This is a genomic window from Cellulosimicrobium sp. 4261, assembly GCF_040546915.1.
Lineage (GTDB): Bacteria > Actinomycetota > Actinomycetes > Actinomycetales > Cellulomonadaceae > Cellulosimicrobium > Cellulosimicrobium cinnabarinum.
The window spans coordinates 173736-186740 of record NZ_JBEPOQ010000003.1; the positions used below are offsets into that span (position 1 = coordinate 173736).

General features: G+C 73.4%; 11 protein-coding genes. 5 read left to right on the top strand and 6 right to left on the bottom strand.

Features of this window, described 5'->3' with window-relative positions:
- Positions 1 to 3: 3 nt before the first annotated feature.
- Positions 4 to 1161, bottom strand: coding sequence for a glutamate--cysteine ligase (locus tag ABIE39_RS05395; protein ID WP_021482303.1), 1158 nt, complete (start codon positions 1159 to 1161; stop codon positions 4 to 6).
- Complete coding sequence (locus ABIE39_RS05400) at positions 1158 to 2459, bottom strand: class I SAM-dependent methyltransferase (RefSeq protein WP_354050728.1); 1302 nt, start codon at positions 2457 to 2459, stop codon at positions 1158 to 1160. The genes ABIE39_RS05395 and ABIE39_RS05400 overlap by 4 nt, the downstream gene beginning before the upstream one ends.
- A gap of 238 nt (positions 2460 to 2697) precedes the next feature.
- Here ABIE39_RS05400 and groES point away from each other — a divergent pair, with 238 nt between their 5' ends.
- Positions 2698 to 2994 (top strand): co-chaperone GroES, encoded by a 297-nt coding sequence (groES, locus tag ABIE39_RS05405; RefSeq protein ID WP_108048801.1) that lies wholly within the window; start codon positions 2698 to 2700, stop codon positions 2992 to 2994.
- 188 nt (positions 2995 to 3182) lie between these two features.
- Here the strand turns inward: groES and ABIE39_RS05410 are convergent, their stop codons facing one another.
- Positions 3183 to 3473 (bottom strand): WhiB family transcriptional regulator, encoded by a 291-nt coding sequence (locus tag ABIE39_RS05410; protein WP_175007863.1) that lies wholly within the window; start codon positions 3471 to 3473, stop codon positions 3183 to 3185.
- Positions 3474 to 3778: 305 nt separating this feature from the next.
- Here ABIE39_RS05410 and ABIE39_RS05415 point away from each other — a divergent pair, with 305 nt between their 5' ends.
- Together ABIE39_RS05415 and guaB are read left to right on the top strand one after the other, a co-directional pair.
- On the top strand, positions 3779 to 4864 hold the full coding sequence (locus tag ABIE39_RS05415; RefSeq protein WP_255436999.1) for a MerR family transcriptional regulator: 1086 nt from the start codon (positions 3779 to 3781) through the stop codon (positions 4862 to 4864).
- Positions 4865 to 4991: 127 nt separating this feature from the next.
- Positions 4992 to 6521 carry an IMP dehydrogenase gene (gene guaB, locus ABIE39_RS05420; protein ID WP_021479849.1) on the top strand — a complete coding sequence of 510 codons (1530 nt, stop codon included), beginning with the start codon at positions 4992 to 4994 and terminating at the stop codon, positions 6519 to 6521.
- 97 nt (positions 6522 to 6618) lie between these two features.
- Here guaB and ABIE39_RS05425 read toward each other — a convergent pair whose 3' ends face one another.
- Positions 6619 to 8232 (bottom strand): FAD-dependent oxidoreductase, encoded by a 1614-nt coding sequence (locus ABIE39_RS05425; protein WP_175007865.1) that lies wholly within the window; start codon positions 8230 to 8232, stop codon positions 6619 to 6621.
- Between the two features lie 359 nt (positions 8233 to 8591).
- On the opposite strand from ABIE39_RS05425, the gene ABIE39_RS05430 reads away from it, so the two are divergent.
- Positions 8592 to 9230, top strand: a complete 639-nt coding sequence (locus ABIE39_RS05430) for a Rid family hydrolase (protein ID WP_074808939.1) — start codon at positions 8592 to 8594, stop codon at positions 9228 to 9230.
- A 123-nt stretch (positions 9231 to 9353) separates the two neighbouring features.
- On the opposite strand, the gene ABIE39_RS05435 is transcribed toward ABIE39_RS05430, so the two are convergent.
- Positions 9354 to 10889: a helix-turn-helix domain-containing protein gene (locus ABIE39_RS05435; protein ID WP_186810343.1), complete on the bottom strand. Its 1536-nt coding sequence runs from the start codon at positions 10887 to 10889 to the stop codon at positions 9354 to 9356.
- Between the two features lie 138 nt (positions 10890 to 11027).
- Positions 11028 to 11729: an exonuclease domain-containing protein gene (locus ABIE39_RS05440; protein WP_209827164.1), complete on the bottom strand. Its 702-nt coding sequence runs from the start codon at positions 11727 to 11729 to the stop codon at positions 11028 to 11030.
- A 148-nt stretch (positions 11730 to 11877) separates the two neighbouring features.
- Here ABIE39_RS05440 and ABIE39_RS05445 point away from each other — a divergent pair, with 148 nt between their 5' ends.
- Complete coding sequence (locus ABIE39_RS05445) at positions 11878 to 13002, top strand: GuaB3 family IMP dehydrogenase-related protein (RefSeq protein WP_175007868.1); 1125 nt, start codon at positions 11878 to 11880, stop codon at positions 13000 to 13002.
- Positions 13003 to 13005 lie beyond the last annotated feature (3 nt).

The following is a 13005-nucleotide window of genomic DNA, read 5'->3' on the forward strand; positions in this document are numbered from 1 at the left end:
GGGTCACAGGGGCCGGCCGGCCCGCATCTCGGCGACGAGCGAGCGCACGACGGCGTCCAGCTCGCCCCCGTGGCGCCGCGCCACCGCGCGCTGCCGTTGGTAGGACGCGCCGCGCCGCACGATCGTGCGCACGCCGTCGAGCTCGTCGAGGCACCCGAGGCGCGCCGCGACCGGCTCGAGCTCGACGAGCAGCCGCCCGACGGCGTCGGTCACGAGCTCCTCGTTGCCCTCGCGGTCGAGGATGATGATGGCGTCCATCCCGTAGCGCGCCGAGCGCCACTTGTTCTCCTGCGCGTACCAGGGCGGGATGCTCGGCAGCTCGCGGCCCTCGTCGAGCATCGTCGAGAAGTGCTCGACGAGGCAGTGCGTGAGCGCGGCGAGCGCCAGGAGCTCGGAGATGTTCGTGACGCCGTCGCAGATGCGCGTCTCGAGCGTGCCGAACTGCGGCGCGGGCCGCAGGTCCCACCGGACCTCGTCGAACGCGTCGATGACGCCGGTGTGCAGCATGTCGGCGACGTACCCCTCGAGCTCCTCCCACGTCCCGAACTGGAACGGCAGCCCCGCGGTCGGCAGCTGCTGGAACATCAGCGCGCGGTTCGACGCGTAGCCGGTGTCCTTGCCGCCCCAGAACGGCGAGCTCGCCGAGAGCGACTGGAGGTGGGCGAACGTCGTGAGCATCGCGCGCTGGATCGGCAGCACCTTGGCGCGGTCCTCGATGCCGACGTGCACGTGCACGCCGTAGATGAGCATCTGCCGCCCCCACCACTGGGTGCGGTCGATGAGGGTGGTGTAGCGCTGCTTGTCGGTGACCTTCTGCTGCGCCCAGCGCGCGAACGGGTGCGTGCCCGCGCTCATGAGCTCGACGCGCAGCGGGTCGGTCACGGCGCGCAGCTCCTCGACCGAGCGCTGCAGGTCGCGCCCCGCCTCGCCGACCGTACGGCACACCCCGCTGACGACCTCGACCGTGTTGAGCAGGAGCTCCTGCTTGATCGACGGGTGCGGGCCCCCGTCGGCCGGGCGCACGGCGTCGAGCACGGTCTGCGCGACCTGCCGCAGGTCGCCCGAGTCGGCGTCGACGAGCGCGAGCTCCCACTCGAGCCCGACGGTCGAGCGCTCCGAGCGGGCGAAGGGGATCGCCGTGCGGCGCGGCAGGGCGCTCACCGGGGCCCGCCCTGCTCGCCGTCGGTCGGGGCGCCTGCCTGCGTCCCCGCCGGGGGAGCGGACAGCGGCTCGACGACGAGCACCTGCTGGGAGCCGCCGACGCGCGTGAGGACGATCGTCGCGGTCGCGTCGCCCGTGAGAGCGAGCTGACGCCGGAGCTGCTCGGGTGTGACGGCCGTGCCCCGCTTCTTGATCGTCAGGCGCCCCACGCCGCGCTCGCGCAGGTAGGAGCGCAGCCGCTTGAGGCCGAACGGCATGGTGTCGAGCACGCGGTAGCCGCGCGCGAGCCCGTCCGCGAGCCCGGTCGCGTCGAGCGGCGCGGGGGAGTCGGTCGTCACGTACGCGATGGTCCGGTCGAGCAGGCGGCCGCCCAGGCCGCTTGCCGCGTGGGCGACGAGTCCGGCCCGGATCACGGCGCCGTCCGGCTCGTAGAGGTACTGCCCGACGGCGCCCACCTCGGGCACCACGTCCGCGTCGCCCGGGCGATGGGCGATCCGACGGGTCGTGGTCCGCTCGGTCCCGTCGGGCCCGGTCCACGACGACAGGACGAGCGCGGAGCGCCCCGGTCCTTCGGGCGCGAGCGGGCCGAACCAGAGCCCGGCCTCCACGACGTCGCCGTCCACCGACACCCACTCGGTCTCGGCGTCCTCGGGCAGTCCGGCGTGCGGGATGCCCGGACCGACCTTGATGCCGACCGCGGGCACGCGCTCGCGCAGCGCCCACACCGCGTCGAGCGGCGGGGCGTAGGCCTTCGGGTCGAACACGCGCGTGCCGGCGCGCGTGCGGCGCGCCGGGTCGGCGTACACGCCCTCGATCCGCTCGCCCTCCAGGTCGAGCGCGAGCCCGTCGCCGTGGCGCACCTCGGCCTCGGGGAAGTGGCGCAGGTTGACGGTCGCGATCGCCGCCGTGAGCTCGTCGACGTCGGTCGCGAGCACCTCGAGCTCCGCGGCGGCGAACGCGAGCGCGTCGACGCCGATCCCGCTCGTGAGGTCCGCGACGCGCCGGATCCCCGCCTCCTGGTACCGCCGGGCGTGCAGCCCCGCGACGACGAGCCGGCTCGCCTGCTCCAGCCCCGCCTGCGTGAAGAGCATGCCGTCGGCGAACGCGCCGAGCTTGCCGTGCGCCGCGGCGCGCAGCCGGGACTGGGTGAGGGCCGCGGCGGCCAGGTCGGGGTCGACGCCCTTCGCGCGCAGCCCGGCCGCGAGCACGAGCGCCTGCTGCTCGTCGTACGGCGGGAGCGCGCCGAGCAGGGCCCAGCCCTCGGGGCTGAGCAGCTTGGTCAGCGTGGCGGCGTCCATGGCGTCGATCCTTCCACGGGGGCCGGGGACCACGCGCAGCCTGGGCCAGGTCGTCCGCAGGACGGACGTTGGCACTCGCCTTGACCGAGTGCTAACCGGGACCTAGATTTGAGACGTGCCGCCACCGCTCGCGGAGGCGGCACCACGTGCGACCAGGCTGTCCGGCACCCGCGACGACGGCCAGCCGGTGCGCTCGACCCATCCGTTGCAGTTCTCACCGCGAAAGGGGAGGTCCGACGTGTCGGTCCCCATCAAGCCGCTCGAGGACCGGATCGTCGTGAAGGCCCTCGAGGCCGAGACCACGACCGCATCCGGCCTGGTCATCCCGGACACCGCCAAGGAGAAGCCCCAGGAGGGCGAGGTCCTGGCCGTCGGTCCGGGCCGTGTCGACGACAACGGCAACCGCGTCCCGCTCGACGTGAGCGTCGGCGACAAGGTCATCTACAGCAAGTACGGCGGCACCGAGGTCAAGTACGGCGGCGAGGACTACCTCGTCCTGTCCGCGCGCGACATCCTCGCCGTGGTGGTCGGCTGACGCCGACCCGGTTCAGCAGCAGGGCCCCGCGACCGTCGGTCGCGGGGCCCTGCTGCGTTCCGTGGCCGGTCGCCCCACCGGTGGTCCCACGGGTCGTGCGCACGGGTGCCCGGTGCGACGTCGGACCGGGGCCGTGCAGGTCTGCTGGTGGCGCGGGGGCGCCGAGGGCGGTGCCAGGGGAGGGTGCGTCAGCCGGTGCGGCGGGCGCCGCCCGCGAGGATGGCGGCGCGCTCGTCCTCGCTCAGGCCGCCCCACACCCCGTACGGCTCGCGCACGCGGAGCGACTGCTCGCGGCACTGCAGCATCACGGGGCACGAGTGGCAGATCGCCTTCGCGGCCTCCGCCCGCCGTCGTCGCGTCGAGCCGCGCTCACCCTCGGGGTGGAAGAACAACGTGTCGTCCGCGTCGCGGCACGAACCCTGGTACTGCCATTCCCACAGCTCCATGACGGGCCCGGGGAGCCTCGAGATCTCTGCCATGCCGAACAACCTACAAGCGTTGCAAGGGTTGTTCAAGTCCCCTGTGAGGAAAAAGTGAACGAGCAGGTTGAACCGCTCGTGGAGCGGTGTGAGTTTGCCCAACCGCGTCGGCCGATCCGGTCGCGCTGACGCGATCGGCTGCGCGCGGCGCGTTTGCGCGTGCAGCGAACAAATATGGCGCGGGTGTGGCGCGAAGGGTGCACGACTGTGACCTCTACGAGGTGGCGAGACGGGTGCCCGCTCGGCAGAATCGATCCATGACCTCAGTCCGGTCCGCCCCCGACCCCGAGGGAGCCCGACCGAGCATGACCTCGTCTCCCGGCCTCGCCGTCGCCGCCGTCGCGCGCCGGCTCGGCGTCGCGCCCGCGACCCTGCGCACCTGGGACCGTCGCTACGGCCTCGGCCCCTCGCAGCACCGGGCCGGCTCCCACCGGCGCTACACGGACGACGACGTCGCTCGCCTCGTCGTGATGCGCCGACTCACGCTCGACGGCGTCGCCCCCGCCGACGCGGCCCGCGCCGCCCTCGCCGCGGACGAGGAGGAGCTCGCGGCGAACCGCGGCGCGATCTCCTTCGACGACCGCGGCGGCGACGGCGCGGCGGACCTGGACGCCGACGAGCCCGAGACGGACGACGACGCGCCCGAGCCGCCGCCGTCGCGCCCGTTCCTGCGCGCCGTCCCCGGGGGCGAGCCCGCGCGCGCCGCGGGGCCCCGCCCGGTCGGCGTCCGCGAGGGGCCGCGGCCCACGCGCGTCTCCGACGTCGTCGACGCGGCCATCGCCTACGACCAGCGCGCGTGCGACCGGCTGCTGCGCATCCCGACGGGCGGAGACCCGGCCGCGTGGTGGTCCGACCTCGTCGAGCCCGCGCTCGAGCGCCTGGCCGAGCGCACCGTGCTCGCCGGCCCGGGCGAGGTGCCCGAGGTCGTGCTCGCGAACGCGACGCTCGTCGCGCTGCGCGAGTACACGCAGGCGAGCGAGGACGCGATCGTGGCCGCCGGCGGTCCGCCCCGGAACCACCCGAGCCGCATGCGGCGCATCGTGCTCGTGTTCGCCGCGCCCGACGAGCCGCTCCCGCTGGCCGCGCACGCGCTCGCCGCGTCGCTCGCGTCGCACGGCGCGATGGCGCGCATCGTCACCGGGCCCGCGAACGTGCACCGCACGCTCGAGATCGTGACGATGGTGCGGCCGTCCGCCGTCGCGATGGTCACCACCCAGGCGCGACCCGACCTGGGCATCGTGCACGCCGCGCACGACGCGAACCCGAGCCTGCCGTTCTTCGTGGGGCTCCCGAGCGACCAGGCCGCGGAGGAGCTGCCGCTCGCCGCGACCGTCCACCGGGTGCGCAGCTTCACGGGCCTCCTCCACGAGCTGCTCGCCGTCGTGCGCTGAGCTGCCCGCGGGCCCGCCGGTCGGGCGGGGTGCGCGCTCGTGCACCCCGCCGTCCGCCCCTCGCGCGGGCCCGGCCGACGAGCACCGGCCGGGAATACGGCGAGGGCCCGCGGCGTAGAATCCTGGTGTGACCGCCTCGCCCGTCCCCGCCGCCGTCCCCGACCGTGACCCCTTCGGATTCCTGGGTCTCACCTACGACGACGTCCTGCTGCAGCCCGGCTACTCGGACCTGGCGCCGTCGGACATCGACACCACGACGCGCCTGACGCGCGAGATCTCGATCCGCGTGCCGCTCGTCTCGGCGGCCATGGACACCGTCACCGAGTCGCGCATGGCCATCGCGATGGCGCGCCAGGGCGGCATCGGCGTGCTGCACCGCAACCTCTCGATCGAGGACCAGGCGCTCCAGGTCGACCTGGTGAAGCGCACGCAGACGGGCATCATCGACAACCCGGTGACCATCGGTCCCGACGCGACGCTCGAGGAGCTCGACAAGACCGCGGGCGAGTACCGGATCTCCGGATTCCCCGTCCTGGACGCCGAGCGCCGCCTCATCGGCATGGTGACCAACCGCGACCTGCGCTTCACGCCCGTCGCCGAGTGGGCGACGACGAAGGTCGACGAGGTCATGACGCCCCAGCCGCTCATCACGGGACCGGCGGGCATCTCCCGCGAGGAGGCGACCGCCCTCCTGCGCAAGCACAAGCTCGAGCGCCTGCCGCTCGTCGACGCGGACGGCCGCCTCACCGGGCTCATCACGGTCAAGGACTTCGTCAAGTCCGAGCAGTTCCCGAACGCGTCGAAGGACGGCCAGGGCCGCCTGCTCGTCGGCGCCGCGATCGGCTACTTCGGCGACGCGTGGCAGCGCGCCACGACGCTCATCGACGCGGGCGTCGACGTGCTGGTCGCGGACACGGCGCACGGCAACGTCCGGATGCTCATCGAGATGGTCGCGCGCCTCAAGTCCGACCCGGCGACACGCGACGTCCAGGTGATCGGCGGCAACGTCGCGACGCGCGAGGGCGCGCAGGCGTTCGTCGACGCGGGCGCCGACGCGGTCAAGGTCGGCGTCGGGCCGGGCTCCATCTGCACCACGCGCATCGTCACGGGCGTCGGCGTCCCGCAGGTGACCGCCGTCTACGAGGCGTCGCTCGCCGCGCGTCCGGCCGGCGTGCCGGTCATCGCCGACGGCGGCATGCGCCACTCGGGCGAGATCGGCAAGGCGATCGTCGCGGGCGCGGAGACGGTGATGCTCGGCTCGATGCTCGCGGGCACCGAGGAGTCCCCGGGCGAGACGATCCTCGTCAAGGGCAAGCAGTACAAGGCGTACCGCGGCATGGGCTCCATGGGCGCCATGTCCTCGCGCGGCAAGAAGTCCTACTCGAAGGACCGCTACTTCCAGGCCGAGGTCACGAGCGACGACATGATCGTCCCCGAGGGCGTCGAGGGCCAGGTGCCGTACAAGGGCTCGCTCGGCACCGTCGCGCACCAGCTCGTCGGTGGCCTGCACCAGACGATGTTCTACGTCGGCGCCCGCACCGTGCCCGAGCTCCAGGAGAAGGGCCGCTTCATCCGCATCACGTCGGCGTCGCTCAAGGAGAGCCACCCGCACGACGTGCAGATGACGGTCGAGGCCCCCAACTACACGGGCTTCTGACCACCGGCACGCGGCACCACGACGGACGGCCCGGCACCACCCTCACGGGGTGGCGCCGGGCCGTCGGCGTTGCGTCAGCGCCTCGTGCGGTCGGCCGTCACGACGCCATGACGCGGGCGTGCAGCGCCTGGACCGCGTAGCGCGCGGCCCAGAACGCGCCGTGCTGCCAGGCCGAGATCTCGGACATCCAGTCGCCCGCGAAGTACACGTTCCCGGCGCCCTGCTGGAGGAGCTTGAAGCGCGACGACTGCGTGTTCGGGTACGCCCACGCGCCCTCGATGTAGGGCACCTTGTGCCACGCGATGGAGAACGAGCTCTCGAGCTCCGTCCGGTACTTCTCGCCGTGGATCTTCACGCCCTGCTCGACGGCGCGCATCTCCCGCTGCCGCGGCGTCATGTCCGCGTAGGCGCGCGCGTTGGCGCCGGTGTTGTAGTAGCCCACGACGAGCCCCCGGCGCTCCCCGTAGCCGTAGGACGGGTACCAGACGTGGGCGAGGTCCATGTCCGTCTCGGTGATGCCGCCGTAGATGCGGTGGTCGTCCTCCCAGAACCGGGACCGGTACTGGAGCCCGATCTTGCCCGCGGGCGACCCGACGGCGAACTCGCCGAGCGCGGCGTCGACGTCGGGCCCCCAGTTCGTGTCCCAGCGGCGCATGAGCCCCGCGGGCGCCGAGACGACGGCGAAGTCGGCGTCGATCTGCCGCGCCTTGCCGTTGTGGGCGGAGTAGGTGACCGAGACGCCGCGCGGCGTGTTCTTCACCGCGGTGACGGGCGAGCTGAGCTGGACGTTCTGCTTGCCGATCGCCCTGACGAAGTAGTCGTAGGTCGTGTCCATGCCGCCCTTCGGCTGGAACATGAGCATCGACTGCTCCCAGTTGATCTCGAACGGGAAGTACTGCCCGACCTTCGAGGCGAGCACCTCCGACACCGAGCCCGGACCGGGGAGCGGGGTCCCGTGCTCGTTCCAGGCGGACGGGTACACGGCGTACCCGCGGTTGTTGCCGCCCCGGTAGCTGCCGTCGGCCTGGAGCGAGCCCCACGACCGGAGGAACGCGCGCAGGTTCTCCTTGTCCGCGGCGGTGAGCTTCTGGTCGAGCGCCCCCTGGTCGGTCGCATAGCTGAGCAGCTCGGACGTGTAGCCGAACACGTCGGCCTTCGCGGTGCGGTACCGGACGGGGTTGCCGGGGGTCGCGCCGGAGCGCTCGTTGTAGAGGTAGGCGTCCGCGTTGGCGTTGGTGAACACCTCGTAGGGGACGCCGAGCTCGCGCAGGTAGTCCATGGTGACCATCCACTGGGCGATGCGCCCCGCACCCGCGTTCATGTAGACGCCGTCGGCGAACCGTGCCTTCTGGGTGACGCCGTTGACGTCGGTCTCCGCGTCGCCGCCGCGTATGGTCAGCGTCCGGCCGCCGACGCGGTGCCGCGCCTCGAGGACGGTGACCCGGTAGCCGGCCTTCTGCAGCTCGTACGCCGTGGCCAGGCCCGCCGGCCCGGCGCCGACGACGACGACCTTCTTCGCGGACCGGCCGGTGAGGCTGAAGTCGCTGCCCCGCGGCGGTGTCCACGACTCGTTCCGCGGCTGCGCGGCGGCCGTGGGCGCGAGCCCGACCGCGCCCATCGTCGCGAACATGACGCCGGCGCTGGAGCCGACCCCGACGGCCTGGAGGAAGTTGCGGCGCGAGACGCCGGTCGTCTTCTCGTCAGTGACCATGTGGCTGGAGCCCTCTCGTCCACGGCCTGACGGGCGGGGAGCCCGGCCCACGATGCCGGGTGCCGCCGTCAGCACCGGGGCCGACGCTAGGGACGTGTCGTCGCGAGCACGGGTCCGGCGCGTTTCGTGCCGGTCAACGGATCGGGGTCCGGCGTAAACGTCTCGTGACGCCGCCCGTTCGCCGGTCCGCGGGACGGCGCGGCGGTGCGCCCGCGGTGCGCCGGCGTCGGCGACGACCCGACACGTCACCGACACGGCACGGAAACGGGGGCTGGCTAGCGTCGCGGCCCCGGCGGTCCTCGCGACCGGCCGGAGCCCGGGCGCCAGGGTGGCGCCCGTCGTCCCCCTGGGAGGCCTGCATGAAGAACCGCACCAAGGTCGTCGTCGCCGTCGCCCTCACCGCCGCCGTCGCCGTCCCCGGCACCGCCGTCGCCGCCGGGAGGCTGTTCGAGCCGAAGCCGACCGAGGCCCACTCCTTCGTCACCGGCGACACCCCGTCCATCGCCGACGGGGTCGCGATCGGGAAGAACGTCGCCTGGTACAAGTCGTCCGGCCTCGGTCCCGCCGCGATGAACACGACGCCGGGCGCGACGGCCGAGCAGCGCTACGTCCCGACCGACGTCTTCCCGGGCGGCGTCCTGCCGGCGGGCGTGACGATCACGGAGGCGCAGGGCATCAACGTCCTCATGCGGATCGGGGAGAACCTCGAGCGGGCCGGGCTCTCCTACGACGACGTCGTCTCCATGCGGGTGTTCCTCCAGAACCCCGCCGGCCAGGAGAAGATGGACTTCGCCGGCTGGAACCGCGCCTACCGGCAGTTCTTCGCGAACACGAACCTCGCGACCGGCGCGACGCTCGAGGTCCAGCTCGGCTCGGCCCGGACGGCGCCCATGGTCGTCAACGCGGCCCGGCCGTCGCGCTTCGCGCTCGAGATCGAGAACCTCCCGGTCGACGGCTGGCTCGTCGAGGTGGAGGTCGACGCCGTCTACCCGAAGTGACGACGACCTCCCCGACGTGACGACGACGGGCCGCCCTCCCGGAGGAGGGCGGCCCGTCGTGGTCGTGCGGGCGCCGCGGGCTCTGCGTGCGCCGAGGCCGCCGGCGCCGAGGCGGGCGAAGGGTCAGTCGCGGAACGTCTCGATGTTGGCGCCGAGCTCGCGCAGGCGCTCGGTGAGGCCCTCGTAGCCGCGCGCGATGATGTCGACGCCGCGCAGGACGGAGGTGCCCTTGGCCGCGAGCATCGCGAGCAGGATGACGACGGCGGGACGCAGCGCGGGCGGGCAGCTCACCTCGGCGCCCGACCAGCGCGTCGGGCCCGTCACCTGGAGCCGGTGCGCGTCCAGGAGCCGCACGTCCGCGCCGAGCCGCGTGAGGTCGGTGAGGTGGATGGCGCGACCCTCGTAGACCCAGTCGTGGATGAGCGTCGTGCCCTGCGCGTTCGCGGCGATGACCGCGAAGAACGGCAGGTTGTCGATGTTGAGGCCGGGGAACGGCATGGGGTGGATCTTGTCGATCGGCGCGTGCAGCTCGCTGGGGTGCACCGTGACGTCGACGAGGCGCGAGCGGCCGTTGCGCGCCACGTACTCGGCGCTCTGCGTGTACCGCAGACCCATCTCGGCGAGGGTCGCGAGCTCGATCTCCATGAACTCGATCGGGACGCGGGCCACGGTGATCTCCGAGCCCGTGACGATGCCCGCCGTGAGCAGGCTCATCGCCTCGACCGGGTCCTCCGAGACGGCGTACTCCACGTCCACGTCGATGTCGGTGCGGCCGTGCACGCGCAGGGTCGTCGTGCCGATGCCCTCGACGCGGACGCCGAGCAGCTCGAGGTAGAAGCACAGGTCCTGCACCATGTAGTTGGAGCTGGCGTTGCGGATCGTCGTCACGCCGTCGCGGCGGGCCGCGGCCATGAGCGCGTTCTCGGTGACGGTGTCGCCGCGCTCGGTGAGCACGACCGACAGGTCCGTGCCCGACGCCGGCGCGACCGTCGCGTGGTAGTTCCCGCCGGTCGCGGTGACGGCGAGGCCGAAGGGCCGGAGGGCGATCATGTGCGGCTCGACGGTGCGCGTCCCGAGGTCGCAGCCGCCCGCGTACGGGAGCTCGAACGTGTCCCGCAGCCCGAGCAGGGGCCCGAGGAACATGATGATCGAGCGCGTGCGGCGCGCGGCGTCGACGTCGATCGCGGCGAGGTCGAGCCGCTCCGGCACGACGATCTCGAGGTCGCGGCCGCCCGTCGTCCACGTCGCCCGCACGCCGATGGAGCGCAGCACGTCGACGATCCGGTCGACCTCGACGATGCGGGCCACGCCGCGCAGGGTGGTGCGGCCGCGGTTGAGGAGCGAGGCGCACAGCAGCGCGACCGCGCCGTTCTTCGAGGAGTTGACCTCGATGCGGCCGGAGAGGGTCTGGCCGCCCTGGACGCGCAGGTGCGCGTGCTTGGGGCCGCCGAGGCTGATGATCTCGGAGTCGAGCGCGAGCCCGATGCGGTTGAGCATCTCCAGGCTGAGGTTCTGCGAGCCCTGCTCGATGCGGTGCACGGCGCTCTGGCTCGTGCCGAGCCGCTCCGCGAGCTGGGTCTGGGTGAGACCACGGTTCTGGCGGGCGCCACGGATGAGCGCCCCGACCTGCGTGAGAGGTGCGTCGTCGATCGCTGTCATGAGAGCGACGATAACTCATGGATGAGATATCGACGCGGCGAGCGGCCCGCTTCAAGCGCTCGCCATGCCACCATCACACGACCTTCACCCGGATCATGAGATATGCGCCGAGGTTCCTCGCGGGGGTGGTGACCCGCGTCAGCCCGGCCAGCGGCCGTCCGCCCCGGCGCCGACGTAGGGCCGGTCACGCTCCGGGTCGAGGGCGTCGACCCACCGCCGGTGCGCGACGACCTGCAGGTCGTGCAGCGCGGCCGGTCCGAGACCCGCCAGGTCGGGGTACGCCCGCGCGAGCGCGTCGAGCAGGTCGAGCGTCGCGAGCACGTCCCCGTCCGCGGTGTGCAGGGGCCCGACGTCGAGCACCTCGTAGCGCGCGCACAGGTCGACGAGCCGGCGCTTGCCCTCGCGGGAGGGGTCCCACGCCCGGTCGAGCACGAGCGGGTCGAGCACCGGCCGGACCGGTCGCCCGAGGCGCGCGGAGAGCGTCGGCAGGCCGTGGCGCACGAGCTCGGTGTCGAGGATCGCGAGGTCGAACGCCGCGTTGTAGGCGACGAGGGGGACGCCGTCGCGCTGGGCGTCGACCACGAGCGTCGCGATCTCGTCGAGCGCGACGGCGGGCGCCGTCCCGTGCGCCGTGGCGTGCGCGGTCGTGATGCCGTGGATCGCCGTGGCCTCCGCCGGGATCTCGACGCCCGGGTCGAGGAGCCACGTGCGCACGTGCGTGGCACCCGGCTCGCGGAGCACGAGCGCGGCGGTGACGACGCGGTCGACGTCGACGTCGAGGCCCGTGGTCTCGGTGTCGAGACCGAGCAGCGGTCCCGCCGTCCAGGGCGTCGTCGTCATGGTCCACCTCTGCCGTCCGGTCGGGTCCCGGGGCGCCCGGCGCTCCCGTCGTCGCCGGACGTCCCGGCGACGAGCGTCACCCTGCCAGCGCCCACCCACACGGTGGTCGGTGCAGGTGACGGGCACGGCCCGCCGGTAGGCTGACCCGGTGAGCAACGAGATCGAGATCGGACGTGGCAAGCGCGGTCGGCGCGCGTTCTCCTTCGACGACGTCGCCGTCGTGCCCTCGCGGCGCACGCGCGACCCGGAGGAGGTGTCGGTCGGCTGGCAGATCGATGCCTACCACTTCGAGCTGCCGATCCTCGCGGCGCCCATGGACTCGGTCATGAGCCCGGCCACCGCCGTCGCGCTCGGCAACCACGGCGGCCTCGGCGTCCTCGACCTCGAGGGCCTGTGGACGCGCTACGACGACCCGACCGCGCTCCTCGAGGAGATCGCCGGGCTCGAGCCGCTCGAGGCCACGCGCCGCATGCAGGAGATCTACGCCGAGCCCATCAAGGCCGACCTCATCACGCAGCGCCTCAAGGAGATCCGCGCGGCGGGCGTCACGGTCGCCGCGGCCCTGTCGCCGCAGCGCACGCAGGAGCACTACCAGACGGTGGTCGACGCGGGCGTCGACCTGTTCGTCATCCGCGGCACGACGGTCTCCGCCGAGCACGTGTCCGGCGTCGCCGAGCCGCTCAACCTCAAGCGCTTCATCTACGAGCTCGACGTCCCGGTCGTCGTGGGCGGCGCGTCCACGTACACCGCGGCGCTGCACCTCATGCGCACGGGCGCCGCGGGCGTCCTCGTCGGCTTCGGCGGCGGCGCGGCCCACACCACGCGGGTCTCGCTCGGCATCCACGCGCCCATGGCGACCGCGGTCGCGGACGTCGCGGCGGCACGGCGCGACTACCTCGACGAGTCGGGCGGCCGCTACGTGCACGTCATCGCGGACGGCGGCGTCGGCCGCTCGGGCGACCTCGTCAAGGCGGTCGCGTGCGGCGCCGACGCGGTCATGCTCGGCGCGGCGCTCGCGCGGGCCGAGGAGGCGCCGGGCAAGGGCTGGCACTGGGGCTCGGAGGCCCACCACGCCCAGCTCCCGCGCGGCGAGCGCGTGCGCGTCGGCACGGCCGGCACGCTCGAGGAGATCCTCTTCGGGCCGGGCCGCCAGGCTGACGGCACGCTCAACCTCGTCGGCGCGCTCCGCCGGGCCATGGCGACGACCGGGTACTCGGACCTCAAGGAGTTCCAGCGCGTCGAGGTCGTCGTCTCCCCGTACCAGCCGCGCTGACCG